Below are 26,059 nucleotides of genomic sequence, written 5' to 3' on the forward strand. Positions count from 1 at the left end.
CCGCCGAGCCGTTCCCAAGAGCGAATTCCGCAATGCGCAGCATGGAGGACTTTCAATGAGCGCAGATCCCAAAGCCCTGTACCAGGAAGTGATCCTGGACCACAACCGCAAGCCGCGCAATTACGGCGAGCTAGAGCAGCCCACCCACCACGCCGAAGGGGTGAATCCGCTGTGTGGCGACCACATTCACGTGACACTGGCGCTCAACGGCGACACCATCGAACGCATCGCTTTTCACGGCGAGTCGTGCGCCATCTGCAAGGCATCGGCCTCCATGATGACGGCAGCGGTCAAAGGCAAGAGCGCTGGAGATGCCAAAACGCTGATCCATGAGTTTGTGGACATGGCCACTGGCCGCATCGACGCGAAAGACGGTCCGCATATTGGCCGCCTGGCGGTCTTTTCAGGCATTAGCGCTCTGCCGATGCGGGTGAAGTGCGCCATTTTGCCGTGGCACACGCTGCAAGCGGCGATCAACGCCGAGCCCAACACCTCCACCGAGGCCGAGGCTGACCCGATGCACACGCCGCTGGGCGACGCTTGATGGCGCCCGCACAACTGACAGGACAACACCATGCCAAAAATCGCCGACATTGAAGACACACCCAACCCGAATGCCAAGAAATTCGTCTTGCGCGAGCCGCTCACCTGGGGTATTTCGCATTCGTACGAAACCACCGAGCAGGCACAGGGCGACACACTGGCGAGCGCGCTGTTTGCCATTGCGCATGTGACCAACGTTTTCTACGTGGACCGCTGGCTCACCGTTACACAAGACGGCCAGACCGACTGGGACAAGCTGATGCGCGACATTGCCGTGCCCGTGCGCGCAGCGCCCGCTGCGGCCGAGCAGTCCGCCGCAGCGGTTTTTTCGGCACGCACCAGCGTGGCCGATTTGAGTGCTGAAGACCAACAGCGGCTCGATGACATCGAACTGGTGCTCGATCGAGAGATCCGCCCTTACCTGCAAAGCGACGGCGGGGACCTGCATGTGCTGAGTCTGGCCGGCAACCAGCTCGTCGTGCACTACCAGGGCGCGTGCGGCACTTGCCCGAGCGCAATTTCCGGCACCTTGCAGGGCATACAGAGTCGCTTGCGAACGCTGGAGCCCGACCTTGAAGTGATCGCAGCCTGATGCAGTGCGGCCCAACACCCCATAACGGAGACCCTGGATGCGCCTGACCACCATGAGCGACTACGCGATGCGTTTGCTGATGTACGTCGGGCAACAGCCAGAGCGCCTGTGCACCATCGCGGAGGTGGCCCGCGCTTATGACATATCGGAGGCGCACCTGACCAAGATCACGCACCAGCTGGCGCTGGCGGGCTGGCTGGAGACCGTGCGCGGCAAGGGCGGCGGCATGCGCCTGGCCGCCAGCCCGAAAGACATCGGGCTGGGTGCCGTGGTGCGAAGCATCGAGCCAGATTTCAACTTGGTTGAATGCTTCGCCAGCGACACCACCTGCCAGTTGACCAGCACCTGCCACCTGACCGGCATCATCAACGGCGCCTTGCAAAGCTTCATGCAATACCTTGACCGCTACACGCTGGCGGACCTGCTGGCGCCAGACACCGAAGGTCATACCAAGCTTCAGCCACTGACCTTTCACAAGCGACCCAGCGCAGCGACTGCCTGAGGGCAAGCCCTCGCGCTGCACCGATTTCATTGCCCCCTCACCGAGCCTTTCATGATCCAGCAATCCATCAATTCATCCGCCGCCAAAAACCAACTACAAGCCGTGTTGTTTGAGGGCATTCACCCCTCGGCAGTCGAAGCCTTGCAGCAGGCGGGCTACACGCGCATCGTGACGTATGCCAAAGCCCTTTCGGGCAGTGAACTGCGGGACGCGATGGCGGAGGCCCACTTTGTCGGCGTGCGCTCACGCACCCAACTCACCTCCGAAGTTCTTCAGCACGCCACGCACCTGGTGGCCGTCGGCTGCTTTTGCATCGGTACCAATCAGGTCGACCTGAGAGAGGCGATGCGACTGGGCATTCCGGTATTCAACGCGCCTTTTTCCAACACCCGCAGCGTCGCCGAGCTGGTGCTGGCGCAGATCATCATGCTGATGCGTGGCATTCCTGAAAAAAACGCGATCCTCCACCGTGGTGGCTGGGTCAAGAGCGCGGCCGATTCTTATGAGGTGCGTGGCAAGACCTTGGGCATCATTGGTTATGGCCACATCGGAACTCAAATTGGCGTGCTCGCCGAACAACTCGGCATGCGCGTGGTTTTTTCTGACATCGAGGCCAAATTACCCTTGGGCAATGCGCAGCCCATGAGCAGCCTGGAAGCCCTGCTGAACACGGCGGATGTCGTCAGTCTGCATGTGCCCGAGACACCGGAAACGACCCTCATGATTGGCGCGGCGCAACTGGCGGCCATGAAGCCGGGCAGCCACCTGATCAACGCGTCGCGCGGAAGCGTGGTCGATATCGACGCGCTGACCGCCGCGCTGGAGAGCAGACACCTGCATGGCGCGGCGATTGACGTGTTTCCGGTTGAGCCGCAAGGAAATGACTCGGCTTTTGCCTCACCTTTGAGCCGCTTTGACAACGTCATATTGACGCCGCACATTGGTGGCTCCACGCTGGAGGCGCAGGTCAATATTGGCACCGAAGTCGCCGCCAAGCTGATTCGTTACGGCAGCAATGGCTCCACCACCTCGGCCGTCAACTTTCCCGAAGTCGCGCTACCCGGGCACGCAGGGCGCAGCCGCTTGTTGCACATTCACCACAACGTGCCCGGCGTGTTGGCGCAGGTCAACGAGCTGCTGTCGGCGGCGGGCATCAACATCGCGGCGCAGTACCTGAGCACCAACGAGGGCGTTGGCTATGTGGTGATCGATGTGGACAGTGCTGCCAGTCAGTCGGCGCTCGATCAGCTTTGCGGCGTGTCGCACACGATTCGCTGCCGCATCTTGTATTGATACCAGCAGTTTCAGAACAGGTGGGCCCGCCTGTGCTGGCGCCGCCTGGCCTTTTAATCCCGCTGAGCCCTAGCGCCCGGCGTACCAGGCTTCTAGCTTGGGACTCACGTCGCTTTCGATGCGGTTGAGTTTGATCTTCATGGTCGGGTGAGGGAGCCGTTCTCAATCGACCACGGCTCTTTGGCAATGACGATCATCTGAAGCTGTTCAAAATCCGCCTGATCGACGTTGATTTCTTTGAGCAACTGGGTGCGCTGTGCTCCGGCGTCCAGCCTATAGGCGTCGCGTTGTTTGGGGCGCAGGTGTTCGGCCAGCACGACCATGGCGTAGGCAGAGGGCTACACGGCCCCACGGCACTACCGAGCCGGCCGAGGCCGCGCGCCAGGAATGCTTTTTTTCACGGTGCCGAACAGTTCAATTGCTATCAATACAGAAGCTACTCCCACCTATGGTGCGGGCGCCAGAGGCTCAAAAGTTTTAAAAAATTCGCCTCAGGTCTTGGCCCGCAGCACTAACCCCAACACTGGCACGATCATCGCCCTAGACCCCGACATTCCCCCAGTCACCAACGGGTGCGCTTCATGGCCGATGGCAAAAATCTGCGCTGGGTCACGGACGGCAAAGTCTTCGCCAAAGGCCCTGTCGCCCCTTGCAGCCCTGGCCCGGCCGGCACGTGGTGCCGATCACCAACGAACGCGGCGAGATTCAGGACGAAGTGCGGCTGGAAGTGCGCGGCGCGGGATTTAAAGCCAGAGACGTGGGCGAGCGGCAAGGCTCAGCCCAAGTTGAGCCGCACCAATGCCACAGCGTACAAGATGAAGCAGGCTGGCAAGCCAACGACCTGTACGCCTGACACGGACTTGATGGGCTTGTAGAAGGCGCGAACGGGACCAAAGCGGCCCCACCCCGCCGCTGTTCCACAAGCCGCCCAGCATCAAGCCCGAAGCAACGGTGCCCGCCCGCTAAGGCGACGCTCGCCAACGACCCAGCGCCTCAAACGGCCATGGCCACGCCAGTAACACCCCCAACCCCATCAATAGGGCGACAACAAGGCCCATGAAATTCCTTTTATGCTTGTCCGTGACTTACCGCGCTTGCGCTGAGAAACGAGAGCGAATCTGCCCCGAGTGGGCGGACGTTTCCATTGGTCGCGGCAACGATGAAAAACTTGCTGGCAAATGTGTGACGTCACCAGTCTGTGACGCTGCGCCTGGGCGACCTTCGGCGCACCATGGCAATGGTTCAAGAGTTCCACTCAATGCTCAACTGAAGGTCTGAAGGTCTGAAGGTCTGAAGGTCTGAAGGTCTGAAGGAAGAAATGGTTGGCGAAAGATGGCGGCGTGCTGCGTCAGGCGAATCCATTTCTGAATCATTTTTGATATATCTCCTGGTAGCCCCCGCCTAAGCCGTTTTATTTTTTGCTGACTCATTGACATCAGGATCACATAAGGAGTACTTTCGAAGTCGGCCTCGGCAGCCCAGCAAAGCAAAGCAGCTTCACTGAGACCTACATATCACGAATGGGGGACGTCCAGATGACTCAATCCATCGCCTTTAAACCGCCCGGTCCAGTCTCCTGGGAGCTCGACACGACACATTGGAGCCGACCGGTCACACGATTTACCCAGGAAGCGGTAATCAACGGTTTCGCCAAGGGATTCGCAACCAGTGCAGAGCGCTATGGATTGATGCTGAATCATTTGGAACCCGCTTTTGTCAACGGCTTCAACTACCTGAAAGCAGTTGGTTTCGGGGCACCAGCAGACGCAAAAGGCCCGCCGCCCAAAATCATTCTGCAGCTGTTGACTCGCGTGGTGCCAAAGTTTCGGCGTCGTATCGAGACGTCGCATCAGGCCATGACTGGGAAGTTCTGGCGTGAAGACCTCGCCCGCTGGGACCGCGACGTCAAACCAGCCGCCATCGCCAAACACCTGAAGCTTCAATCCGTTGACTTCAGTAAGCGTCGATGACGCCGCTTTGGTCTCTCACATTCGTGACACACATGCCCATTTGGGCGACATGGTTCGCCAGCATCACGAATTCACCGTCACCGCCACGCTTCCCATTGGGGATTTTTTGGCTCACCTGATCCAATGGACCGGAAAACCCGCCGGAGAGCTTTTGCAGGTTTTGCGTGGCTCTTCAGACGTCTCTCTGGGTGTCGCCAAAGCAGAACTTGCTGCGCTGGCGTCCGCTTTGAACGCCAATGCTGAAGCGCATGCCATTTTGAACGGGCCCGAATCGGCCAGTGCCATCATCAAGACCCTGCAGGCGCACCCGACCATCGCCTCGCCTCTAAAAGCCTACCTCGACCTGGTGGAGGTGCGTTGCTTTGGCTACGACCTGTGTGCAAAAAGTCTGGGGGAAATGCCCGAGCTCATCGTCCGCACCATTCAATCCGCAGTGAAGGGCGAAGGGGCGACTTCAAACGATGCCAGGTTGACGCAGGACAGAATTTCAACACTGCGCAATGCGGTCCCCGCGGAGCATCAAGCCAGTTTCGATGCGCTTTTGGAGGAGGCTGTTTTCATCAACCGGCTGCGGGACGAACGCGGGCACTACTCTGACGGATGGGCGGTCGGCATTGCCAGGCGCGCGCTGGGCGAAGCCGGACGCAGACTGGTGGCACGCGGAACTTTTGCCTCCGCCGACTCCGCCTATGACGCGTCGCTTGACGAGATTATTGCGCTGCTCGCGGGAAAGCCCGGCCCCAGTGACACCGAACTGATCGCGCGGGCCGCCTGGCGAAAAGAAAAAACTTCGTCCGATCCCGACATTCCCGTTTGGCTGGGCGCGCCACCGTCGCCACCGCCGCCATCGGCATGGCTGCCGGAGAAAGGGCGGCGAGCTGATCAGGCCATTGGGACGTTTTTGGGCACGATGTTCATTGCGCATGAATCGCACAGCACCACCCAGTCCGTCAAAGGACTGTCCGTGAGCCCGGGGGTCTATGAAGGTATCGCCCGGGTGGTCAACCATGAATCCGAATTTGGGCGCATTCAGCAAGGCGATGTCTTGGTGACGCGCTCCACATCGCCGTACTTCAACGTGGTGCTGCCCCTGCTCGGAGCGATCGTGACGGACCGCGGCGGCCAGCTTTTCCACGCGGCCATCGTGGCGCGGGAATACGGCATACCGGCCGTCGTCGGCACCACCGATGCTTGCAAGGACGGCGCACGAGTGCGCGTGGACGGCGCGACGGGTGAGGTGACGGTGCTGGCATGACCACCCCTCTCGCCCAAACCAAAGATGCGAGCGTCTTTGGTGGCAAGGCGGTGCAATTGGGGGCTTCGCTTCGCGCCGGACAGCCGGTTCCGCCGGGGTTTGCGCTCAGTGTGGACGAGGTGGACGCCATTGCCCTGGGCGATGTTTCGGCATTTGACGCCGCACTTAGCGGCTTGATGGCGCTGCAGGCCGTGGCGGTGCGCTCGTCTGCGGTAGGAGAAGACGGCGCGCACGCCAGTTTTGCGGGCCAGCACGACACGGTGCTTGATGTGCGCAACGACGAAAGTTTGAAGCAGGCCGTTTGCCAGGTCCGGGCCTCAGGACAAACCGCCAGCGCAGCAAGCTACCGCAACAGACTGGGCCTCCTGGATGCGCCGCGAATGGCCATCGTGGTTCAGCAACTGGTGGCATCAGACATGGCCGGCGTGATGTTTACCTGCAACCCGATGGACGGCCACGATGAGCGGGTGATTGAAGCCGCCTGGGGCTTGGGCGAAATAGTGGTGGCAGGGTTGGTGACGCCCGACCGATACCGCGTGGCACGCAGCGGAAAGATTTTGGAGCGCAGCGCCGGTGAAAAAGACATTGCCATTCGGTCCCAGCCGGCCGGTGGCACTGCCGAATGCGCGGTAGCGCCGGAGTTGGTATCGGCCCTGTGCCTGAATGACGACCACCTCATGGCACTGAACGCGCTGGCGCGCCAATGTGAACAACATCACGGCCCCGGACCGCACGATATCGAGTTTGCTTTTGCGGGGGGCCAGCTGTTTTTGCTGCAGTGATCGCTTGATCACCCGGTCTGGCGCTCAATGAATGCACCCGTGATCGCCGCCGTGAGTACGCCCTTGAGCCGGCGCGACATGCTGGTGTTGGCGTGCAGCGTGGGCTTGGTGCCGCTAAACTCCACCATGATTGCGGTGGCGATTCCCGCCATTGGGCGCGACTTGGCAGCGGAACCCAGCGCTCTTATTCAGTGGCTGGTGAGCAGTTACCTTCTGATCAACATCATTGCGCTGAGCCCGGCGGGGAAGATGGGCGACCGGTGGGGTCACGCACGCGTTCTGGCCTTGGGGCAAGGCCTGTTCGCGATTGGCAGCGTATTGGGATTTCTGGCCAGCGCCCTGCCGTTGCTGGTGGCAGCGAGGGTGCTCATGGCCGTGGGCGGCGCCATGATCGTGCCGGCCGCCATGGCGCTGGCTCGTGTGCGCCTGCCGGAAGACCAGCGCGTCCGGGCGTTTGGCATGTTTGGAGCGGTGATGGGTTTGTCGGCTGCCATCGGGCCACTGGCAGGGGGAGAAATTGCGGCGCGTTTTGGTTGGCCGGCGCTGTTCCTGGTCAACATCGTTCCCCTGACGATTGCGGCGGCCCTTAGCTTAGGTCGTGGCTCCACGCTGGCGCAAGCGCCGGCTCTGCGCGCAAGCAGTCGGTTTGATTTGATGGGCAGTGCACTGTTGGGGGCCGGGCTGGGGCTGACCGTGACGGGTGCGCGAAGTGCTGTATGGTGGCTGCCCACGGTTGCCGCGGGCGTGGGCTTGCTGCTTGGGTTTGCCTGGTGGGAGCGCCGTGCTGCAGATCCAGTGGTTAATTTGGCGCTCTTCAAACGCCGCGCTTTCGCGGCGGGCAGCCTGATCATCGGGTTGCAAAACTTTGCCATGTACGCATTGCTTTTTGAACTTCCCGTGGTCTTTTCCACCGTGTTTGGAGCAAGCTCGGCGCAGTCTGGACGCGCCCTGATTGCATTGACGATGGCCATGGTGATCGGCTCGGTTGTGGGAGGCAGTGCGGCCGGGAAATTTGGCACGCGCAGGGCCGCTCTCGCGGGCACGATGGTGGCGTTTTCCGGGGGGCTACTGATGGCGCTGGGCACCTTGAATAGCGTCAACGACGCCGTGCCCGCGTTGATGGCATTGGGCCTGGGTCTCGGCCTCACGACGCCTGCGGCCAACGCTGCGCTGATGGCGGTTGCCCAACCCAACGAAAGTGGCATGGCCTCTGGGGTGTCCAGCACCGTGCGCTATCTGGGCGGCATTGCTGGTGTGGCCACCGTGAGCGCGATGGTCGCCAATGAAAGCCTGCTTGCCGCCCATCAGCACAGTGCGATCCTGTTCGCCATGGCCCTGGCCATGGCTCTGGCCCTTGCCTGGTTGATACTGGGACACACGCCGGCCGCGGTGGGAGGTGCCGGATCCGGTCCTGCCGCCACGCCAGGCGGCTCAACGACGGATGCCACTCGGATCTGAAAGGCTAGCGACTTGGGAGAGCACCCCGTTTCAGGTGCCGAGGAACACTAGAGCGAGGGTCAGCCGGATTTTGCATTTCGGCAAGCCATCCCTCGTGCTGAGAGATGGCTTGCCGGGAAGCCTTTTTTTGACCCGCCCTATGGTCCGACCACGTGCCTATTTGCAAAGATCGTAAATCTTGACGATGTCTTCTTTAGAAATGGGGCGTGCGCCCGCTGTGGTGTTGGTGCCAGCAATCGGGAACATACGAATCACGTCGTCAGCCATGGCTTCAAATTTGTCTGCCGGGATACCGACATCGGACAGGGTGAGGTAACTGTCTGTGCGTTTGAACCATTTGACGACCTTGCCAGACAACATTTTTTCGGCAATGGCGTCGTTCGCTTCGGTGACCCCAAAGCAGCGACGGGCCAGTTTTTCCCAGCGATGAGGAAGGGCATTTCAATGGAGTGCATGGGGATGGAACCCACCCGCCCCAAAGCCTGCAGACCGGACCAGCCAAAAGAGGCGCACAGCGCCAACTGGCCACGGGCTTCAGTGTCTTCCAGGTTCAGAAGAATCTTGTCGAAGTTTTCCATCAGGCAAAGAATCATGCCTTCGGTCATGCGATCTGCAAACTCGGATTCAGCTGAATTCGACAGGTAGTGTTCGATCAAGTGCGAGAAGATGTCGATGCAGCTTTCCTTTGTGAGTTTCAAGGGCAAGGATGTCAGAATCTCCGGGTCAATGATCGCCACTTTGGGAATGCGATAGGGCGAGCGCGAGAAGCTTTTTTCGTTCGTTTCCGCGTTTTGAATCACACCGCCGGCATTGGTTTCTGAACCTGCGGCTGAAACGGTCGGAATCGAGATGATGGGAAACGACCCGGTGTAATCGCGCGGGACGCGGCTCCCCAGCACCACGTAGTCCCACGACTTGCCACCGCTGAAGGCCGTTGCAGCAATATACTTGGCGCCGTCGATGACGCTGCCGCCGCAGAGGGCAATGACGATGTCGCACTTTTCGTCGACGAATTGCTGGATTGCTTTGTCAATGGTTTGGGCGCGGGGGTTGGGCTCGATGCCCGTAAAAACAACCACCTCCAGGCCTGCGGCCTTGAGCGACGCTTCGACGGCATCAACAATCGGATCCAGCGGTGTGCCTTTGGCATAGGTGGCGATCATCGCCTTTTTGCCATAAGCGGCGGCGATGGTTCCGGCTTCTTTGATACGACCAGGGCCATAGCAAATTTTGTGGGGAAATTCCATTCGAAGGGAGTCATGGTGTGCCTTTGGTAAAACTGAAATTGAATGAATGGTGAGATGGCTGAGTGCTTTAAGGGCACTCAACGGGTCAGAAAATCGTCACGCTGAGGGGTAAAGATGTCGAGCAGACGGCCTTCGTGGATACAGATCGCGCCGTGCGGGGTCGATGCCGGAACATAGACCGAGTCCCCCGCGATGATTGTTTTCGACTCGGCTCCAACGGAAAAGACAAACTCTCCGGACAGGCAGTAGCACATTTGCTCGTGAGGATGCTCATGTTCATAACCGATCGCGCCAGCTTTGAAGAACACCTCGACCATCATGAGGTCCCCACCTCGGGCGCGCATTTTCCGGCTGGTCTTGCCGGCTTCCAACTCATCCAGAGTCGTCTGCTGGTCTGAGAAAAAAACGTCGCTGGTTGCCATGGTTCTGTCTTTGGGTAATTGGTTTCGGTTGTGAGGGTTTGACGCCGACGCCAGCGCGTCAATAGCGCTCGCTTTGTTCGAGCTTGACAACGCCAATGGTCAGCAACAAATTGGCAAAGCGGCGGGTTTCGCCGGTGGCAATGACCAGCGAAGTTAGTGGCGAGCAGACCGCGTCGTAAAACGCCTGGCGCTCCAGGCTCCTGATCTCAATGTCTGGCGGCAGCATCGTCCGGTATTCCTCATGAACAAGTGCTTTCTCACCATTGGGAATCTGCATGACCACGGCGTCTTGAAAAGGGGTGATTTCAAGCAGTGCCTCAAGGACATCCGTGGTCTTGGGGATGCCGGGCATCAGGTTGAGAAACACCTTGGTAGCGCCGGCACCTGAGCGGGACACGAAGGGGTAGTTGCCGTCGGCGATCAGAATCTGGGAGAAATGGCCTGAGCTGGCCAGTACCCGCAAAATCTCGGGGTGCAATAGTTTCGTTTTGAGCATGTGAATCCTTGGAAGCGCCGCCCTCCTCGCTCACAGCAAGGACGTTGGCAGCGAAATCAGGCGCAGTAAACGCCGCCATTGATGTCAAGCGTGGCGCCCGTGACAAATCCGTCGTACTCCGATGCGAGAAAAACCACGGGTCGGGCGATGTCCTCAATGTCGCCAGCGCGGCCCAGCGGAATGCCCCTGACGGTCTCGTCAGCAGAGGCTTTGGTGGTGTGGGTGTTGTGAAACGTGGTGCCAAGAATCAACCCCGGCGCGACCGCATTCACGCGAATACCCTGTGGCCCCAGTTCATTGGCCAAGGCGCGGGTGAAGGTCAGGACGGCGCCTTTGGTCATGGAATACACCAAAGACCCGCCATGGCCGCCCTTTCTTCCCGCCAACGAGGAGATGTTGACGATTGAAGCGCCATTGGCCTGGGCCAAATGCGGAACGGCTTCCCGTGTGACCAGCATCATGGTGGTCATGTTGACGTCAATGACTTTTTGCCAGAAGGCCAGGTCAACCTCGCCCAGCGCCTTGCGCGCCACTAGGCCGCCTGAGTTGTTGACCAGCACATCCAGTCCGCCAAGGAAGCCGACAGCATCACGAACCAAGGCCACCGCTGCGGCCTCTTGAGTCAGATCGGCCTGAAAACATTCAGCCTTGCGTCCGAGAGACTTGGCCAGAGCCAACACTTCCTGAGCGCCGGTTTCATCTGAGTAGTAGTTGATGGCCACATCGCAGCCTGAGCGAAGCAGGCCTTCTGCGATGGCCCGGCCAATTCCCTGCCCGCCTCCGGTGACCAAAGCGCGCTTTCCAACAAGTTGTCCCATTGTTCGAATCTCCAAAAATTAAGTGTCTTACTGGCAGGCAGCTGCTCATCGCCATTGGCTACCCAGCCGTTCAGGCGGACGCAAAAAGCGACCACCAACCCATCATTCAAGCCATTGACCTGGTTCTTGAACACCGGCCGAATGATGGCTTTCATCGATAGGCCGCAGATCGTGCGAATTGAGTAGGCAGCACTGAGGCCAAGGCCGAAAAAGAGCCACTGAAACCGTCTCCTGCTCACTTCTTGCTGCGCATGAACTGCATCATGCTCATCAAAAAAAGTTAGTGTAACGTTTTACAGGTCTTTTGTGTAACGATGCACTGACATTTTCTTCCCCCTTAAAAGCGAGGGAAAACCATTTAAAACCGCTGTTTGGCCACACTAATTGCCCCGGGTCCCGACACGCCCCCAGTCAAAATTGCCTGCACTTCTTGGCTGAAGGCATCGCAGGCGGGAACATGGGCGGCAAAGGCTCGATCGCGCACCGGCTACCCTGGCCCGACCGGCATGTGGTGCAAACCATCAATGTGCGCAGTGAGGTGCTAGATGAAGTGCTTGTTCTTTTCCAAGGCGAAGAACCCCCTCTTCAAGAATCTGAAACGTGCTCATAGAAGGTTTTTCCCGCACTGGTCAGTATGAAGCCTTCTTTTCGATGGAACAACTGGGCACCGAGTTCGGTTTCAAGAAGAGAAATGAAGCGACTTACGGCGCTTTGGCAAACATGAAGCTGGGCTGCAGCCCCGGAGATTCCACCAACTTCGGCGACTTTGCGATAAGCCTTGATCGCATTGAGAGAAGAGAGCCTCTTCATTCCCCCTCCTCAAACTTGTTTAGTTTCAAAGCTTCCCGACACTTTTTTGTATTCGACTTTTTGACGTTACCTTCGACTATGACAGTTTTTGATACTCATCCGCATGCAGCATTCAGTGTGTTTGAGAAACTACAGGGCAAACTCGCACGGCTACCTGTTTGCAGACCAAGGGAAAGCATGAGCCAGTTGGCAAGCGACTTTGTTGGCCTGCTGCTTGATTTGGCGTTAATCGCGCTGGGCGCCATGCTGGCCTGGATGCGGAACAAACGCACTTGAGAGAAACCGGGACAGAATTTCACGTCCCGCCCCGGCTTTCCCAATTCAATCCATCAAGCCCACTGCACCTTGGCGCGTCCGGCGTACCAGGCTTCGAGTTTGGGGCTCACATCGCTCTCGATGCGGTTGCGTTTGATCTTCATGGTCGGGGTGAGCGAGCCGTTCTCAATCGTCCATGGCTCTTTTGCAATGACGATCATCTGCAACTTCTCATAGTCCGCCAACTCAGCGTTGATGTCTTTGAGCAACTGGGCGAGCTGCGCTTCTGCGTCCAACCGGAAGGCGGCGTCACCCTGCTTGGGGCGCAGGTGCTCAGCCAACACGACCATGGCGTAGGCAGAAGGTTGTCCCACGCCGGAAACCAGGCTGATTTCGATCAAAGCGTGGGCATTGAGGCGGTTCTCAATGGGCGCGGGTGCCACATACTTGCCTTTGGAGGTCTTGAACAGTTCCTTCACCCGCCCGGTGATTTTGAGCAGGCCGTCGGCACGGCGCTCACCCTGGTCGCCGGTGCGGAAATAACCGTCTTCGGTGAACACTTCAGCATCGAGGTCGGGGCGCTTGTAGTAACCCACCATTTGACCGGGGGACTTGATCAGAATTTCACCCTCATCGCTGATTCGCACCAGCACCCCGGGCATGGGCACGCCCACGCAGCCAGGGGCGTTGATGGCGGGGGTGGAGTTGTGCGAATAGGCAAAGTCTTCCGTCATGGCGTAACCCTCGTTGAGGTTCAGGCCCAAACGGCGGTACCAAGAGATCAACTCCGCCGGAATGGGGGCAGAGCCACTGCCCGCCAGCAAAGTCTGGTCCAGCCCCAGACCTTTAAGCACCTTGCGGCCCACAATGCGACCCAAAATGGGAATACTGAGCAACCTGTCCAGTTTTTTCGGCGGCATTTTGGAGAACACGCCTTGCTGGAACTTGAGCCACAGGCGAGGCACCGAGATAAAGGTGGTGGGCCGGGCGCGGTTCAGATCCTGCAAAAAAGTGTCCAGGGAGTCGGCAAAATAAACATGGGTTTTGCCGTCCACTAGCGAGGCGCCTTCTACCCAGGCCCGCTCAAAAACGTGAGCCAGCGGCAGGTAAGACAGGCAACGGTTTTCCGTGCGGCCGGCCAAACGCTCGGCCACGTCTTTGACGATGAACTCGCTGGCACGGGTGATGCGCTCAAAGTTGTGCATCACGCCTTTGGGCTGCCCAGTGGAGCCAGACGTGTACATGAGGATGGCAATGTCAGTACCGGGGCGCTGCACCTTGCCGGCCAACGGCGCGGTGCGGGCGGTGATAGCGTCCCAGGTCTCGAAATTGGTCTTGGGTGCGAGGGGCAAGGCGATGCAGGGCATGCCAGCGGGCACGCCAGGTTGCTGTTGCTCCCAGGTGTCGAGCTTGCCGACAAACAAAAGGCTGGCACCGCTGTGCTCCAGCACAAACTTCACGGTCTCGGCGGTCTCCGTCGGGAAGATGGCCACCGTGGTGCCACCGGCCAGCCAGATGGCCAGCTCCGACATGATAAAGTGGGCGCAGTTTTTTGACAGTATCGCAATACGTGCACCTGGCTCCAATCCCTGTGCCTTCAAATGCGTGGCCATGCGGCGGGACTGGTCCATCACTTGTTGCCAGGTGTAGTCCACCACCTGACCACCGCCCGTGGGCTGGGTCAGGTAGACGGCGTCTGCGTGGTTGTCCTCATGTTCAAAAACATAGTCCAGCATCAGTTTCTGTGTTGTCAAAATGTTGTCTCCTGTAGTTATCTCCACAGGATACCTAAACATTTGAGAATCAAGAAGCCCTTACTGTCGCTAAGTAGATCAGACCAAGGTGGCGAGATCGGCGGGTGAAAAATTGCACAATTCGGCCGAGCGGTCATCGCGCACCTTCAGCACCCAGTCTGGATCACTGATCAAGGCGCGGCCAACGGCTACCAAATCAAAATCACCCCGGTTGAAGCGTCGCATCAGCTCGTCCAGCGAGGCGGGCTGTGAGGACTCGCCACCAAACGCGGCAATAAACTCACCGCTCAAGCCCACGGAGCCAACGGTAATGGTCGGGCAGCCGGTGAGTTTCTTGGCCCAGCCGGCAAAGTTCAGGTCAGACCCTTCAAACTCGGGCTCCCAGAAGCGGCGCTGCGAGCAGTGAAAGATGTCGGCGCCCGCGTCGGCCAATGGCTGCAACCAGGCGGCCATCTCGTCCGGCGTTTGGGCCATGCGCACAGCGTAGTCCTGCTGCTTCCACTGCGACAGACGAATGATGACGGGGTAGTCAGGCCCCACTTCAGCCCGAACAGCCTTCAAAATCTCGGCGGCAAATTGACCGCGCGCCACCAAGCTGCTGCCGCCGAAGCGGTCGTTGCGCAGGTTGGTGCCATCCCAGAAAAACTGGTCAATCAGGTAGCCATGGGCGCCATGCAGTTCAATGGCCTCAAAGCCCAGGCGTTTGGCTGCACCTGCGGCGCGTGCAAACGCGGCAATGGCGTCGGCAATCGCCTCGTCCGTCATGGGTTCACAAAACTGTTTGTTCGGCCGCGAGTAGCCCGACGGAGAGTCCCAGGGCTGTGGCGGCACCCAGTCGGTGCGGGGGTTGCGCACAGCGCCCACGTGCCAGAGCTGAGGCGCCATGACACCCCCCACGCTGTGCACTTGATTGATCACGTTTTGCCAACCTGCCAACGCGTCCTCACCCCAAAAGCGGGGAACCTTGGGGTCGTTTGACGCGGCCGGGCGTTCCACCACCGTGCCTTCAGACACGATGAGGCCCACGGCTGCAGCGGCCCGCTTGCGGTAGTACTCGGCCACCTCGGGTGTGGGCACGCCTCCGGGCGAGAACGAGCGTGTCATGGGGGCCATGACGATGCGATTGGATAACTTGAGGGACTTGTGCGTGAAGGGCTGAAACAGGGGCGAGATAATAGACATGGGGCAAAAACTCCGGAAAAACTGGGTTGCAACTAGCTGCCAGTCTACGGGAACGCCCTCGCTCTGGCTGTGATGCGCTGTCACCCAAGTGATTGGGTCGTCACCTTCATTCACTATCAAATCAATAGCGAACTCTGCAGGCAGTTATGGCGCCAGAATCCTTTTCTCCACATTAAATGACCGGCCTAGGCGAGGTACAAAGCCAGCAAACCCAGCACTGCGGGCACAGTTTGCACAAAGAGGATGCGGACCGTCACCGTCAGCGCACCCCACACACCGGCCACCGCGATGCACGCCATGCCGTACACCGTGAATGCCTGTGCCGTGGCGGGGTCGGGCAGCAAAAACCCGCACGCCAAGGCAGCGGCCAAAAAACCGTTGTAGCACCCCTGATTCGACATGGCAGGTGCCATGATCTCGGCGTGTTCCTTGCTGATGCCGAATACTTTGCGGCCCCGGGTTTTGAACAGCACGGTTTCCAGCAACACGATGTAAACATGAAGGGCGAGCAGCAGAGCGGCAAAGAATTGGGCGACGTGGGCCATGGAAAAGTCCTTGAGAAACAAACAGGTCAAACTTGCCTCAATAGGGCAAGATGCTGGAGAATACATAATTACGTTATGCAACACAAGTCACCCCTGAGACAAGCCGACACTCCACCCCGCGTCACGGACGGTCGCAAGCTCAATGCCGAAGCCACCCAGGCGGCGCTGCGCGCAGCAGGTCGCCAGCTATTTGGGCAACTGGGCTTTGAGGCCACCGCTTTGGGTGAACTTTGCCGCATGGCTGGCGTCACCACGGGCGCGATTTACCATCACTTTGGCGACAAAAAGGGCTTGTTTGCCGCTGTGGCAGAGGAATTGGACGCCGGCTTGGTGAAACTCGCCACTCAAACCCGAGACCGCGCACTGGCCAGCGGGGCGGACGCCTGGGGCGCATTTTTAGCCGCCGTGGACGCCTTTTTGCAAGCCGGACAAGACGTGCAAGCACGGCGCATTGGCCTGATCGACGCCCCCGCCGTGCTCGGCACCCAGGGCTGGCTCGACATACGAGAGCGCCAAGGCCTGGGCGCCATGATGCAAACCGTGGGTCAACTGCAGGCGCTGGAAATTTTGCTGCCCGGCGACACTCGGCTGCGGGCGCGAGTCATTTTGGGTCTGCTCTACGGCGCCACAGAGGCACTGGCCGACGACCCGCGTGACGCCACCCTTGCGCTGCAAGACACGCGAGCACTGTTGCACGCCATGCTGGCCGGCCTGCGAGCCCCACCGTCGCTGTAAGAAACAGCTGTCTTGGCGGACCAATGGGGGCAGGATTCAGCAAGGCGCAGGATGGCGCGAGCTGATACACGTCTCCACCCAGATACCCATAGAAAGTCTTCATGCTTATTTCCCGCCGCCTCGTTCTTGCGTCTTTGATCGGCGCGTCCATCAGCCTCCCCGCCTTCGCCGCCTTTGAGCATTCCAAGTGGGACGCCCTGCTCAAAAAACACGTGCAACCCTTGCGCGGCGGCCAAGCCAGTCAGCTGGATTACGCCGGCATAGCGCGAGAAAATGCCTCTTTTAAACAGTATCTGGACAGCATCTCGGCCGTGCCTCGCGCCACCTTTGACGCCTGGGCCAAGCCCGAGCAGCTGGCGTTTTTACTGAACGCTTACAACGCCTGGACCGTGGCACTGGTGCTGACCCGCTATCCCGACCTGAAGTCCATCAAGGACCTGGGCTCGCTGTTTTCGTCGCCCTGCAAGAAAGAGTTCATCCCCCTGTTGGGCGAAACCCGCTCGCTGGATGACCTGGAGCACAAGCTGATTCGCGGCTCCGGCCGCTACAACGACCCCCGCATTCACTTTGCCGCCAACTGCGCCAGCGTCGGCTGCCCTGCCCTGCGCGGCGAAGCCTTTGTCGCCAGCAAACTCGATGCCCAGTTGGAAGATGCCGCCCGACTGTTCCTGAGCGACAAAACACGCAACAGGGTTGATGGAAATGGGCTGAAAGTGTCGAGCATCTTCAAGTGGTACACAGGGAGTTTTGAACAAGGCTGGCGGGGGGCCAACTCGTTAGGCCAATTCCTTGCCCTGTACCGCGAGCCCCTCGGCTTGAACAATGACCAAGCCAGTCGCCTGAGCGCGGGTGACATTAGCGTGAGCTTTCTCGACTACGACTGGCAGCTCAACGCCAAATCCATGCAGTAAGACGCCAATCGTGGTTTAAGGCTGGGTTGCCTCTGTGTCAGAGCGAGCAATCACTCCCCGAATGCAGGCTCTTGCAGATTCAATTTGCCTCGCCCTAGTCTGCGACGACTGAATCGGGTATCTTCAAGCGTAGTCTCAAGGACATTAATTTAGAACACATATGCCCGGACATCGCCCCCTTCTGCGCGCAGCTGCCCCAGCACTGGTTGTGTTGATCTTGGGCTGCGTGCTGTCTTTGATTGGCGCCCGGTGGTTAAGCAACCGAATTGAACGGGAGACTGAACGAACTTTTCAGCGCATCAACGCAGAAACTGCCATCGAAGTAACCCAGCGCTTTAGACAGCCCCTTCAAGGGCTCAACGGCATGCGAGGGCTGTTTTCGGCAAGTGAAAAAGTCAGTCGTGCAGAGATTCGCGCCTACATCGAGGCCCGCGACTTGCTGGAGGAGTACTCCGGCGTACGCGCATTTGGGTTCGTCAAGCCCGTGCTTCGAAAAAATTTGAACGCTTTTATCAAAGCTGAGCGCGCGGATGGTGCCCCCGATTTCGCAATTCGCCAATTTGGGAACAATGACCAAGACGAATTACTGGTGATCACCTCCATTGAACCGGCCAGCCGCAATGCAGGGGCGCTCGGGCTGGACAATGGGTCCGAGGTGACACGCAAAGCGGGCGCGCAACTTGCCATCGACACTGGCGCTGCAGCGCTCACCGGGGCCATTGATTTGGTGCAGGCCGGCCGAAAGGCCCCGGCATTCTTGATGTACATGCCCATCTTCAACAAGGGACTTCCGACCTCCAGCGTTGAAGAGCGGCGAGGTGCTCTGACCGGCCTGGTATTTGCCACCATCGTGATTGATGAGTTGCTTAACAAGCTGCCCGATGTCAGGTCAGGGTTGTTGAATCTTGAACTGTTTGATTCCGCGATGGGGCAGCCCGAAGGCACCAATCTTTTCGGAACCAGCGAGCGTGGCGCGGGAAAAAATTCTTACTTCAGTCATTTCACATCCCTGAGAGCCCTGGAATTGCCAGGGCGTACCCTGACTCTGCGGGTCAATAGCACCCAACATTTCGACGCGTCCGCCAGCAACACAACCCCCTGGTTGCTGGGCGGATCAGGCACCATGATCAGCATGATGCTGGCCTTGCTACTTTTTCAACAGGGCAGTGGTCGGCGCCACGCTGAGCAATTGGCGCAAAACATGACTGCCGATTTGGATCGGCTGGCGCAGGTGGTCAAACACACCTCCAGCGCGGTCTCGATCGCTGACCCACAGGGGCGCATTACCTGGATTAATGATGGTTTTTCCCGCATGACGGGCTATAGCGCTGCTGAAGCGATTGGCAAAACGGCCGGGGAGCTGGTCGGAAGCGGCAAGGCCGACCCCGAAACGCTCACCGCCCTGGCCGACACGGTGGCCAAAGGCACCAGCTGCCGCGTCGAGATACTTAACCGGGCCAAAGGAGGACGGGAATACTGGACCGAGATCGAGATTCAACCCCAACGTGATTCCAAAGGCGATTTGACGGGTTTCATGGAAGTCGGCACCGACATCACACAGCGCCGTCAAAGCGAGGCCGAGGCGATTCGACACTGGGAGCTCCTTCGAGGCTCCATTAATGCCTTGGACGAGGCTTTTGTTTTGTTCGACCCGCAAGACAGGCTGGTGTTGTGCAACGACAAGTACAAAGAGGTCTACAAGGAAGTGGCTCACCTGATGGTGCCTGGCGCAAAGTTTGAACACATCATCCGCGCCGGCGCCAAAATGGGTCAATACATCGCCGCAGTGGGGCGAGTCGATGAATGGGTGAAAGAGCGCCTTGCGGCCCATCTGGAGGGCAACGCCACCTTGATTCAACGCCATGCCAGCGGCAGAACGGTGCGCATTGTGGAGCGCAAGCTGGCTGATGGCCATATCGTCGGTTTTCGGATCGACATCACTGACTTGGTGGATGCAAAAGACGCGGCGCAGGCAGCCTCGACGGCCAAAAGTCAGTTCTTGGCCAACATGAGCCATGAGATTCTCACCCCAATGAATGCCATCCTTGGCATGTTGACTTTGCTGCGCAAAACAGAACTGTCTCCCCGCCAGGCCGACTACGCCGTCAAAAGCGAAGGCGCTGCCCAAGCTCTGTTAAGACTGCTTAACGACATTCTTGATTTCTCAAAAATAGAGGCCGGCAAGATGACGCTGGACCCGCAGCCATTTGAGTTTGAACAAATCCTGCAAAATTTGTCGGTCATTCTTTCGAGCAGCGTTGGCAACAAACCGGTGGAAGTGCTGTTCGACATCGACCCAAAACTTCCCGCTCAACTGGTGGGCGATGCCATGCGGCTCCAACAGATCCTGCTCAATCTGGGTGGCAATGCGATCAAGTTCACCGAGCAGGGCGAAGTCGTATTGGCCATTGAGGTCGCGCATCAGCAAGAAGACACCATCACACTGCGCATCAGCGTTCGCGACTCGGGCATTGGCATTGCGCCCGAGAATCAGGCACGCATTTTCAGTGGCTTCACGCAGGCCGAAGCCTCCACCACGCGCCGGTTCGGGGGCACAGGTCTGGGCGTAGCCATTAGCCAGCGACTCGTGGCGCTGATGGGTGCAGAACTGCAGTTGCAAAGCACGCCAGGTCAGGGCAGCCAGTTTTTCTTCACGGTCACACTGCCCGTCGGAGCCCCCCGGTCTTCCAAGCCAAACGCATTGCCAAGTGCCCATGCACACCCCCTGCGCGTATTGATCATTGACGACCACCCAATCGCGAGAGATGTACTGCAACGCACCTGTCAATCGATGGATTGGGTTGCGGATACCTGCGAAGGCGGTTCCGCTGCGTTGGAACTGTTGCAAACCAGTGCTCAAAATGGAACGACCTATCAGGCGATCTTTGTGGACTGGCGCATGCCGGGCATGGATGGCTGGCAAACGATTCATGCCATCCGGGAATCAAACCTGATCGCCAAGACCACTGTGATTGCGATGGTCACCGGAACCGGGCGAGAGACGTTGCTCCAGCGAAGCGAGTCTGACCAGGCTCTGGTGGACGATTTTCTGGTCAAACCAGTCACCGCCGACATGCTGTTGAGCACTGTGCTGAAGGCCAGTCGCTCCGACAAAGGGCCCCGCGCAGTGAAGCCGATGGCGAATGCCCCACGCCTGACCAACATGCGCTTACTGGTGGTGGAAGACAACATCAACAACCAGCAAGTGGCGCGAGAGCTCTTGCAGGGCGAGGGCGCGCTCGTCAGGGTGGCCAATGATGGGCAGGCCGGTGTCAATGCCATTGCCACCGCCAAAATACCCTTCGATGTCGTGCTGATGGATTTGCAAATGCCCGTGATGGACGGCTTTGAGGCGACACGGGTCATCCGTGAGGACATGAAGCTACGCGCCCTTCCCATTGTGGCCATGACCGCCAACGCCTTGAGTTCAGACCGGGAAGCCTGCCTGGCTGCCGGCATGAATGACCATGTCGGAAAGCCCTTTGACCTGAACACCTTGGTTCAATTACTGCGCGTTCAAGCCGGTTGGCCCCCCATCGCCGTTGCCAACGACCCAACTGAGGTGTCTTTGCCTGAGCAGGTTCGGCAATCCGCTGAGGCTGCCAAGGTAGATATTGAGGCGGCCTTGCATCGCCTGGGTGGTAACCAGTCGATGTATCAAAAGTTGTTGCGTACTTTTGTCGATGATTTGCGAGCCATGCCAGCTCAGTTGGATGGCCACCTCGAGCAAGAGCAAGTCAAAGAGGCTGGCCGCCTGCTCCACACCTTGAAAGGGCTGGCCGCCACCATGGGAGTCTCCCTGCTGGCGGAACAGGCCGCCACTGGTGAAAAAATGATGACCAGTGCCGTTGCACCGGCGGACTTCAGAATCGCTGCAGAGCGTGTGGGCGCCGCCATTGACGCCGCGCTTCCCGGACTGGATGCATTGCTGAGCACCCTGCAATTGGGGACAAAACCCGGTGGATCGACAGTCGAGCTTGGCGGTGAGCCACCTGCAGCCAGCGCCTTGCAGGCGGCACTGCAGGCATTGGCCCAGCACTTGAAAAACTCAGACATGGCCGCCATCCGAGCCATGGCCAATGTGCAACATCGTTTTGGCAGCTTGGTGGGGCAACAACTGGGCCCTTTGCAGTCCGCCGTGGATAACCTCGACTTTGCAAGCGCATTGCCGCTTTGCGAGGCCTTGATGACACCGCACGCGCCCTAAGCAGCACCTGGGTGGCCATTGAGCGGGGCTTTCCCAGCGGCGCCGAGGATGATTTACCCCCTGCCCGAATGCCCCAGATTTCTCGCCGCAAGGATGGGATCTCCCACAAAAGGTCGGTGAGTTTTTCTGTGCCGTCTAGCGCTGCATCTTTGATAGCATGGTCCGCATTCATGATGTGGACAGTCTCCTCTTTTCAATCAGAACAACTCCGGAACACCTTATGAGATTCGAAGGCACAGTCAAATCCTGGAATGACGACCGCGCCTTTGGCTTTATTGAGCCCTGCCAGGGCGGGCAAGAAATCTTCTTGCACATCACCGCCCTGCCTGCCCGTGCCACCCGCCCAGCCCTGAACCAGTCGGTGACGTTTGAACTTGAAGTGAACCGGGATGGAAAAAAACGCGCCAAAAACGTGCAATTTGCGCGCGCGGCCCGTCCCATTCGTTCGCCACGCCGCCCATCAACGGCCCAATGGGGTGGCGCCACCTTGTTTGCCATTCCGGCGTTTCTGCTTGTGTACATGGCCAGCGCCCTGTTCTGGCATGTGCCCCTGGCCGTTGGTGTCGCATATGTCACCATGAGCGTGATTTGCTTCATCACCTACGCGATTGATAAATCGGCCGCACAATCCGGCGCCTGGCGCACGCCGGAAAGCATCCTTCACCTGCTTGGCCTGCTGTGCGGTTGGCCCGGCGCCTTGCTGGCACAACAGCTTTTGCGCCACAAGTCCACCAAGGCGCCCTTCCGAGCCGCTTTCTGGGGAACGGTTGCGCTGAACGTGGGGGCATTTTTGATATTGAGCTACCTAACAGTCCATGCCTGGCGGGGCTGATCAGCGGTGTTGTTTGACGCGCGGGTGACCGCCTCCGAGTTTCGCAAACATCGATAATCGTCGCGCACCATTTGCATCTGCCCCCCAACAAAGAGAACCACTGACCATGCCTGCCACTGAACTCATCGTGACCCCCGCCGGCAAGGTCGGAGAAAAAGAGATGCTGATTCCTACCGGTCAGCAAGGCGCGTTTTACCCACACGTACAAGACTGGGTCACGGCCAAGCTCAAGGCCAAGTCGCCGGTGAAAGACATCAGCAACGCGGTTTTGGTCAAGGGCATCAAGCAATGGGCGGTCTACGAGGAGAAATCAGGCGCGAAAAAGATTCGCACTGTTTTCCAGATTACTTGAATCACGACCATCGACTGCCCTCTCAACCCATTTTTGACTGAAGCACCCGACGATGACCCCAATCACCCGCATGCAACTCCCCAGCCCCGAAGGGCTGACACTTAAATCAGCCCGACAGGCGGTGGGTCTGAGCCAGGTCGAGGCGGCTGAGTTGATGGGCTACCCAGTGCAGCCTGGCAGCCGGGGCGGTTTGCAGTCGCGAACCTGGCAAGCATTGGAAAGCGCGACTGACTCGCGCAACATGCCAGGCCCGGTGTTCGCCTTGTTCCTGTTGCTCACCCACCAGCACCCGATGTACGCCTTGGCCGAACTCGTACCCGCCTCCGACACGGTCACCGATAACGCCGCTGCAACGGCCTGATCGCAATCAACAAGGTCAGCGCAGAAAGCGGTGGTAGCCGCGTAATATCAGCGCCGACAACTTGAGCGGTGCATGGCGTACCCAAGCGGGTAACCACTCAGGTGAATTGAGCGAGAAGCGCGTGGCCCAGCGCGTATAGGGCCGCAGCCACTGGGTGGCTTTTGCGAAACGTTGATTGTCCAGCATGGCAACTTCAGCAGAGATTCGCCATTCAGGTCAGCCGAGTCGGCGTCTTGGGTCTGGCCAGCCGCATGCCGACTGATATCGCAATCAGCACGACGACATAGAACACAATTTGCATGCCGGCCGGTTGGGCGTCATAGCCAATCAGTCCGTGCAACACGGTACCCACCGGGGTTGACTGGGACAGGATAGCGGAGGTGTCCCACAGTGGCGCGCCCAAACTGGGCAAAAAATCAGCCTGAATCAGCAGGCGAGCCACCTGCGACGCCATGCTGGCCGCCAGCAACAGCACAAAAACCCCGGTCACAGAGAAAAACCAACGCAGCGGAACCCGCAGCAGACCGGCGTAAAGTAAACCGCCCACCAAGGCGCCGCCCGCCAAGCCTGTCAGACCGCCGGACACGGTGGTGCGCAATCCATCGGCGCCGCTCGTAGCCAAGCTATAAAGAAACAAAACCGTTTCAGAGCCTTCGCGCAACACGGCCAAGGCCACCACGATAAAAATGACCGATTGCGCGCGCGTCCCGTCTTTGACGGCCCGCGCCGCGTTTTGCGCCTGGGCCGCCATCTCGCGTCCGTGAACCGACATCCAGATGTTGTGCCAGGCAAGCATACCGACCGCGATTGTCAGAACGCCCACGCTGAACAGCTCTTGCCCCATGCCGCTGGCCATGTTCGAAATAACTTCCATGCTGGAGGCCACCAGCGCCGCGCCAGTTAGGCCGGCCAACACGCCGCCCACAATCCATCGCCCTCGCCCCGGCATGCCACGGGTGGCAGCCAGCATGATGCTGATGATCAGTGAAGCTTCAAGCGACTCACGAAAAACGATAAGGGCAGCGGCAAACATGGAAAGTCCTCAACAATGAGTTATTTGACGATGATGGTGCCTTGCGCGCCAGCTTCTTTCTCGTGGTATTCCTCGACAAACGGGTAGCGGCCTGGTTTCAGGGGGCCAATATTGATCACGGCGGTCGCGTTGCCAGGAATTAATTTTTCGCGGTTCAGCGGCTTGCTTTCAAACTCAGCCGGGGAGGCATCTTTGTTCACGACCAATAACTTGACTTTTTTCCCGGCCGGTATCGTGATTTCCTTCTGGTCAAACGCATGGTCTTTGAGGGTCAGCGTGAACTCGTCCACGGCCGCAAAGCTGCTGACCGCGCCGAATGACAAGAGAAGCAATGGGAGAAGTCGTTTCATTTCCAAATCCTAAATTTTGAAGCATCCCTTGGGGAATACTTGAATGATAATGATTCCTATTGTATTTCTTTAATACCCTGCTGTCTTCGCGATGTGCAGTCCGCCTACATTCATGATTTCCCACATCGACATTCGCCTGGCATTGACAGAAGACGCAGATGCCATTGGCGACCTGATCAAGGGACTTTCCATCCACTTTCTGTCTCATGCACAAGGTGAAGGGGCCGATTTGGTGCTTCAAAGTATTGAGCCTGGCGGGATTGCTGAGTTCATCGCGGCCGAGCGCTTTTGCCATTGGGTGGCCTGCGCACAGGAAGAGGTGATTGCTGTGGCCGGTCTGCGCGACAACGCCCACTTGTATCACTTGTTTGTAGCGCCAGACTGGCAAGGGCGCGGCGTCGGACGGGCACTATGGCGGCATGTGCACGCGGCAGCCTTGGCAGCCGGCAACCCTGACGCGTTCACAGTCAATTCCACACTGACCGGGCAAGACGCTTATCGGAGTTTTGGATTCACGGCGACTGGCTCCGTGACTGAGCGCGACGGCATGGCGTTTGTTCCCATGGCCAGATATTTACTATCAAAAACATAGCTATCTACCTTGCCTCAACTTAGGGGTTAGCAATAAAAACCACCTCTTTAACGCGGCGCTCAGTGGGAGTGTGAGCAGCAGGCCCCTGGTGCGAGGGAGGTGGGCCTGTCCCGCTTGAACCCAAATTCACACGACGCCTACTACTAAGAGCGCGCTCCGATGCGCCCTTTAGACGCCAACGCAATGCTGTCTGTGGAGTGGTTTGCGGCGCCACATGATCACCGCGCTGGCACTTGGTGGCCACCACCGACAGGTCGGCACCCCTCATAATTTACACAAATTGGCCCACGCCACCGGCTTTAGACGCAGAATGAAGCCTGACCGCAACACACAAGGAGAAGCAAGCATGGCTATTTCACACTTGAGCTCGGGCGAACCCATCAGCCTCATGCCCTATGGGAAAACGGTGAGCGGCGAACGCTCTGTGGCGTTGTTCAAAAGCGAAGAATTGGAGGTCATTCGACTGGTTCTGGCAGCAGGAAAAACATTTCCTTCACACAGCGTCCCCGGCGAAATTACCTTGCAGTGTCTGGAAGGCAGCATCGAGGTCACCACCGATGGTGACGTTCAAACGCTCAGCGCCAACCAGTTGATGTTTTTGGCTGGTGGCGTGGACCACGGCCTGCTCGCTCTTACGGACGCATCTGCGCTGCTGACGATTGTCTTGCACCGTTAGAAGCTCTCTGCTCAGGGTCGATCCACAAATTTTTTCAATCTCACACCGCCGAATTTCAAATTGAAATCGGCGGACTGCCCGTAACA

29 protein-coding genes are annotated in these 26,059 nt (G+C 58.7%); 17 read left to right on the forward strand and 12 right to left on the reverse strand.

The window, feature by feature from the left end:
• Positions 1-55 precede the first annotated feature (55 nt).
• From sufU to serA, 4 genes are read left to right on the forward strand one after another with little or no spacing between them, the layout of a single operon-like run.
• Positions 56-544, forward strand: coding sequence for a Fe-S cluster assembly sulfur transfer protein SufU (gene sufU, locus J8G15_RS09535; protein WP_210547235.1), 489 nt, complete (start codon positions 56-58; stop codon positions 542-544).
• Positions 545-574: 30 nt separating this feature from the next.
• On the forward strand, positions 575-1,135 hold the full coding sequence (locus J8G15_RS09540) for a NifU family protein (protein ID WP_210547236.1): 561 nt from the start codon (positions 575-577) through the stop codon (positions 1,133-1,135).
• Between the two features lie 37 nt (positions 1,136-1,172).
• Positions 1,173-1,637, forward strand: a complete 465-nt coding sequence (locus tag J8G15_RS09545) for an Rrf2 family transcriptional regulator (RefSeq protein ID WP_210547237.1) — start codon at positions 1,173-1,175, stop codon at positions 1,635-1,637.
• Between the two features lie 51 nt (positions 1,638-1,688).
• Complete coding sequence (gene serA / locus J8G15_RS09550) at positions 1,689-2,930, forward strand: phosphoglycerate dehydrogenase (protein ID WP_210547238.1); 1,242 nt, start codon at positions 1,689-1,691, stop codon at positions 2,928-2,930.
• A 137-nt stretch (positions 2,931-3,067) separates the two neighbouring features.
• Here the strand turns inward: serA and J8G15_RS09555 are convergent, their stop codons facing one another.
• Positions 3,068-3,253, reverse strand: coding sequence for a hypothetical protein (locus tag J8G15_RS09555; protein ID WP_210547239.1), 186 nt, complete (start codon positions 3,251-3,253; stop codon positions 3,068-3,070).
• 326 nt (positions 3,254-3,579) lie between these two features.
• Here J8G15_RS09555 and J8G15_RS09560 point away from each other — a divergent pair, with 326 nt between their 5' ends.
• The 5 genes from J8G15_RS09560 (at position 3,580) to J8G15_RS09580 (ending at position 8,395) form a co-directional block, all read left to right on the forward strand.
• Entirely contained in the window at positions 3,580-3,783 is a 204-nt protein-coding gene (locus J8G15_RS09560; RefSeq protein ID WP_210547240.1) for a hypothetical protein, read from the forward strand.
• A gap of 682 nt (positions 3,784-4,465) precedes the next feature.
• A complete protein-coding gene (locus J8G15_RS09565) occupies positions 4,466-4,900 on the forward strand; it encodes a hypothetical protein (protein ID WP_210547241.1) in 435 nt (144 codons plus the stop codon).
• The gene (locus tag J8G15_RS09570; protein ID WP_210547242.1) at positions 4,878-6,155 is read left to right on the forward strand and encodes a PEP-utilizing enzyme; all 1,278 of its coding nucleotides are present in this window, start codon (positions 4,878-4,880) and stop codon (positions 6,153-6,155) included. Before J8G15_RS09565 ends, J8G15_RS09570 begins: the two co-directional genes overlap by 23 nt.
• The gene (locus tag J8G15_RS09575; protein ID WP_210547243.1) at positions 6,152-6,937 is read left to right on the forward strand and encodes a PEP/pyruvate-binding domain-containing protein; all 786 of its coding nucleotides are present in this window, start codon (positions 6,152-6,154) and stop codon (positions 6,935-6,937) included. The genes J8G15_RS09570 and J8G15_RS09575 overlap by 4 nt, the downstream gene beginning before the upstream one ends.
• A gap of 27 nt (positions 6,938-6,964) precedes the next feature.
• On the forward strand, positions 6,965-8,395 hold the full coding sequence (locus J8G15_RS09580) for an MFS transporter (protein ID WP_210547244.1): 1,431 nt from the start codon (positions 6,965-6,967) through the stop codon (positions 8,393-8,395).
• A gap of 251 nt (positions 8,396-8,646) precedes the next feature.
• Here J8G15_RS09580 and J8G15_RS09585 read toward each other — a convergent pair whose 3' ends face one another.
• The 8 genes from J8G15_RS09585 to J8G15_RS09620 form a co-directional block, all read right to left on the reverse strand.
• Positions 8,647-9,642, reverse strand: a complete 996-nt coding sequence (locus tag J8G15_RS09585) for an iron-containing alcohol dehydrogenase (RefSeq protein WP_210547245.1) — start codon at positions 9,640-9,642, stop codon at positions 8,647-8,649.
• A 77-nt stretch (positions 9,643-9,719) separates the two neighbouring features.
• Complete coding sequence (locus J8G15_RS09590; protein ID WP_210547246.1) at positions 9,720-10,064, reverse strand: cupin domain-containing protein; 345 nt, start codon at positions 10,062-10,064, stop codon at positions 9,720-9,722.
• A 58-nt stretch (positions 10,065-10,122) separates the two neighbouring features.
• The gene (locus tag J8G15_RS09595; protein WP_210547247.1) at positions 10,123-10,560 is read right to left on the reverse strand and encodes an RbsD/FucU family protein; all 438 of its coding nucleotides are present in this window, start codon (positions 10,558-10,560) and stop codon (positions 10,123-10,125) included.
• 56 nt (positions 10,561-10,616) lie between these two features.
• Positions 10,617-11,378: an SDR family NAD(P)-dependent oxidoreductase gene (locus tag J8G15_RS09600; protein ID WP_210547248.1), complete on the reverse strand. Its 762-nt coding sequence runs from the start codon at positions 11,376-11,378 to the stop codon at positions 10,617-10,619.
• Between the two features lie 585 nt (positions 11,379-11,963).
• The gene (locus J8G15_RS22100; RefSeq protein WP_210547249.1) at positions 11,964-12,188 is read right to left on the reverse strand and encodes a LysR family transcriptional regulator; all 225 of its coding nucleotides are present in this window, start codon (positions 12,186-12,188) and stop codon (positions 11,964-11,966) included.
• A gap of 329 nt (positions 12,189-12,517) precedes the next feature.
• Positions 12,518-14,197, reverse strand: coding sequence for an AMP-binding protein (locus J8G15_RS09610; protein WP_210547250.1), 1,680 nt, complete (start codon positions 14,195-14,197; stop codon positions 12,518-12,520).
• A 78-nt stretch (positions 14,198-14,275) separates the two neighbouring features.
• Complete coding sequence (locus J8G15_RS09615) at positions 14,276-15,379, reverse strand: NADH:flavin oxidoreductase (protein ID WP_210547251.1); 1,104 nt, start codon at positions 15,377-15,379, stop codon at positions 14,276-14,278.
• A gap of 185 nt (positions 15,380-15,564) precedes the next feature.
• Positions 15,565-15,924, reverse strand: a complete 360-nt coding sequence (locus tag J8G15_RS09620) for a DUF1304 domain-containing protein (RefSeq protein WP_210547252.1) — start codon at positions 15,922-15,924, stop codon at positions 15,565-15,567.
• A gap of 75 nt (positions 15,925-15,999) precedes the next feature.
• Here J8G15_RS09620 and J8G15_RS09625 point away from each other — a divergent pair, with 75 nt between their 5' ends.
• The 6 genes from J8G15_RS09625 to J8G15_RS09650 all read left to right on the forward strand — a co-directional run bounded on the left by J8G15_RS09625 (position 16,000) and on the right by J8G15_RS09650 (position 23,322).
• A complete protein-coding gene (locus J8G15_RS09625; RefSeq protein WP_210547253.1) occupies positions 16,000-16,659 on the forward strand; it encodes a TetR/AcrR family transcriptional regulator in 660 nt (219 codons plus the stop codon).
• Positions 16,660-16,760: 101 nt separating this feature from the next.
• Positions 16,761-17,570 carry a DUF547 domain-containing protein gene (locus J8G15_RS09630; protein ID WP_210547254.1) on the forward strand — a complete coding sequence of 270 codons (810 nt, stop codon included), beginning with the start codon at positions 16,761-16,763 and terminating at the stop codon, positions 17,568-17,570.
• Between the two features lie 160 nt (positions 17,571-17,730).
• A complete protein-coding gene (locus tag J8G15_RS09635; RefSeq protein WP_210547255.1) occupies positions 17,731-21,777 on the forward strand; it encodes a CHASE domain-containing protein in 4,047 nt (1,348 codons plus the stop codon).
• A gap of 220 nt (positions 21,778-21,997) precedes the next feature.
• Positions 21,998-22,609, forward strand: a complete 612-nt coding sequence (locus J8G15_RS09640) for a DUF1294 domain-containing protein (protein ID WP_210547256.1) — start codon at positions 21,998-22,000, stop codon at positions 22,607-22,609.
• 106 nt (positions 22,610-22,715) lie between these two features.
• Positions 22,716-22,961 (forward strand): hypothetical protein, encoded by a 246-nt coding sequence (locus J8G15_RS09645; RefSeq protein WP_210547257.1) that lies wholly within the window; start codon positions 22,716-22,718, stop codon positions 22,959-22,961.
• Positions 22,962-23,013: 52 nt separating this feature from the next.
• Positions 23,014-23,322: an XRE family transcriptional regulator gene (locus J8G15_RS09650; protein ID WP_210547258.1), complete on the forward strand. Its 309-nt coding sequence runs from the start codon at positions 23,014-23,016 to the stop codon at positions 23,320-23,322.
• Between the two features lie 15 nt (positions 23,323-23,337).
• On the opposite strand, the gene J8G15_RS09655 is transcribed toward J8G15_RS09650, so the two are convergent.
• Genes J8G15_RS09655 through J8G15_RS09665 form a run of 3 tightly spaced genes read right to left on the reverse strand, consistent with a single transcriptional unit; the run spans position 23,338 to position 24,705 of the window.
• Positions 23,338-23,508, reverse strand: coding sequence for a hypothetical protein (locus J8G15_RS09655; protein WP_210547259.1), 171 nt, complete (start codon positions 23,506-23,508; stop codon positions 23,338-23,340).
• A 25-nt stretch (positions 23,509-23,533) separates the two neighbouring features.
• A complete protein-coding gene (locus J8G15_RS09660; protein ID WP_210547260.1) occupies positions 23,534-24,355 on the reverse strand; it encodes an FTR1 family protein in 822 nt (273 codons plus the stop codon).
• Positions 24,356-24,375: 20 nt separating this feature from the next.
• Entirely contained in the window at positions 24,376-24,705 is a 330-nt protein-coding gene (locus J8G15_RS09665) for a cupredoxin domain-containing protein (RefSeq protein ID WP_210547261.1), read from the reverse strand.
• A 112-nt stretch (positions 24,706-24,817) separates the two neighbouring features.
• Here J8G15_RS09665 and J8G15_RS09670 point away from each other — a divergent pair, with 112 nt between their 5' ends.
• Both J8G15_RS09670 and J8G15_RS09675 read left to right on the forward strand, forming a co-directional pair.
• The gene (locus J8G15_RS09670; RefSeq protein ID WP_210547262.1) at positions 24,818-25,297 is read left to right on the forward strand and encodes a GNAT family N-acetyltransferase; all 480 of its coding nucleotides are present in this window, start codon (positions 24,818-24,820) and stop codon (positions 25,295-25,297) included.
• Between the two features lie 346 nt (positions 25,298-25,643).
• Positions 25,644-25,973 (forward strand): cupin domain-containing protein, encoded by a 330-nt coding sequence (locus tag J8G15_RS09675; RefSeq protein ID WP_210547263.1) that lies wholly within the window; start codon positions 25,644-25,646, stop codon positions 25,971-25,973.
• The last annotated feature ends 86 nt before the right edge of the window (positions 25,974-26,059 follow it).

It is taken from the genome of Rhodoferax sp. PAMC 29310 (assembly GCF_017948265.1).
Classification (GTDB): domain Bacteria; phylum Pseudomonadota; class Gammaproteobacteria; order Burkholderiales; family Burkholderiaceae_C; genus Rhodoferax.

Coding starts and splice junctions, on each gene's coding strand:
- J8G15_RS09575 (WP_210547243.1), top strand. CDS start 6,152: ATGACCACCCCTCTCGCCCAAACCAAAGATGCGAGCGTCTTTGGTGGC.
- J8G15_RS09585 (WP_210547245.1), bottom strand. CDS start 9,642: ATGGAATTTCCCCACAAAATTTGCTATGGCCCTGGTCGTATCAAAGAA.
- J8G15_RS09640 (WP_210547256.1), top strand. CDS start 21,998: ATGAGATTCGAAGGCACAGTCAAATCCTGGAATGACGACCGCGCCTTT.
- J8G15_RS09660 (WP_210547260.1), bottom strand. CDS start 24,355: ATGTTTGCCGCTGCCCTTATCGTTTTTCGTGAGTCGCTTGAAGCTTCA.
- J8G15_RS09650 (WP_210547258.1), top strand. CDS start 23,014: ATGACCCCAATCACCCGCATGCAACTCCCCAGCCCCGAAGGGCTGACA.
- J8G15_RS09540 (WP_210547236.1), top strand. CDS start 575: ATGCCAAAAATCGCCGACATTGAAGACACACCCAACCCGAATGCCAAG.
- J8G15_RS09580 (WP_210547244.1), top strand. CDS start 6,965: ATGAATGCACCCGTGATCGCCGCCGTGAGTACGCCCTTGAGCCGGCGC.
- J8G15_RS09590 (WP_210547246.1), bottom strand. CDS start 10,064: ATGGCAACCAGCGACGTTTTTTTCTCAGACCAGCAGACGACTCTGGAT.
- J8G15_RS09615 (WP_210547251.1), bottom strand. CDS start 15,379: ATGTCTATTATCTCGCCCCTGTTTCAGCCCTTCACGCACAAGTCCCTC.
- J8G15_RS09555 (WP_210547239.1), bottom strand. CDS start 3,253: ATGGTCGTGCTGGCCGAACACCTGCGCCCCAAACAACGCGACGCCTAT.
- J8G15_RS09545 (WP_210547237.1), top strand. CDS start 1,173: ATGCGCCTGACCACCATGAGCGACTACGCGATGCGTTTGCTGATGTAC.
- J8G15_RS09645 (WP_210547257.1), top strand. CDS start 22,716: ATGCCTGCCACTGAACTCATCGTGACCCCCGCCGGCAAGGTCGGAGAA.
- J8G15_RS09630 (WP_210547254.1), top strand. CDS start 16,761: ATGCTTATTTCCCGCCGCCTCGTTCTTGCGTCTTTGATCGGCGCGTCC.
- J8G15_RS09635 (WP_210547255.1), top strand. CDS start 17,731: ATGCCCGGACATCGCCCCCTTCTGCGCGCAGCTGCCCCAGCACTGGTT.
- serA (WP_210547238.1), top strand. CDS start 1,689: ATGATCCAGCAATCCATCAATTCATCCGCCGCCAAAAACCAACTACAA.
- J8G15_RS09675 (WP_210547263.1), top strand. CDS start 25,644: ATGGCTATTTCACACTTGAGCTCGGGCGAACCCATCAGCCTCATGCCC.
- J8G15_RS09565 (WP_210547241.1), top strand. CDS start 4,466: ATGACTCAATCCATCGCCTTTAAACCGCCCGGTCCAGTCTCCTGGGAG.
- J8G15_RS22100 (WP_210547249.1), bottom strand. CDS start 12,188: ATGAAGAGGCTCTCTTCTCTCAATGCGATCAAGGCTTATCGCAAAGTC.
- sufU (WP_210547235.1), top strand. CDS start 56: ATGAGCGCAGATCCCAAAGCCCTGTACCAGGAAGTGATCCTGGACCAC.
- J8G15_RS09595 (WP_210547247.1), bottom strand. CDS start 10,560: ATGCTCAAAACGAAACTATTGCACCCCGAGATTTTGCGGGTACTGGCC.
- J8G15_RS09655 (WP_210547259.1), bottom strand. CDS start 23,508: ATGCTGGACAATCAACGTTTCGCAAAAGCCACCCAGTGGCTGCGGCCC.
- J8G15_RS09665 (WP_210547261.1), bottom strand. CDS start 24,705: ATGAAACGACTTCTCCCATTGCTTCTCTTGTCATTCGGCGCGGTCAGC.
- J8G15_RS09625 (WP_210547253.1), top strand. CDS start 16,000: ATGCAACACAAGTCACCCCTGAGACAAGCCGACACTCCACCCCGCGTC.
- J8G15_RS09670 (WP_210547262.1), top strand. CDS start 24,818: ATGATTTCCCACATCGACATTCGCCTGGCATTGACAGAAGACGCAGAT.
- J8G15_RS09620 (WP_210547252.1), bottom strand. CDS start 15,924: ATGGCCCACGTCGCCCAATTCTTTGCCGCTCTGCTGCTCGCCCTTCAT.
- J8G15_RS09600 (WP_210547248.1), bottom strand. CDS start 11,378: ATGGGACAACTTGTTGGAAAGCGCGCTTTGGTCACCGGAGGCGGGCAG.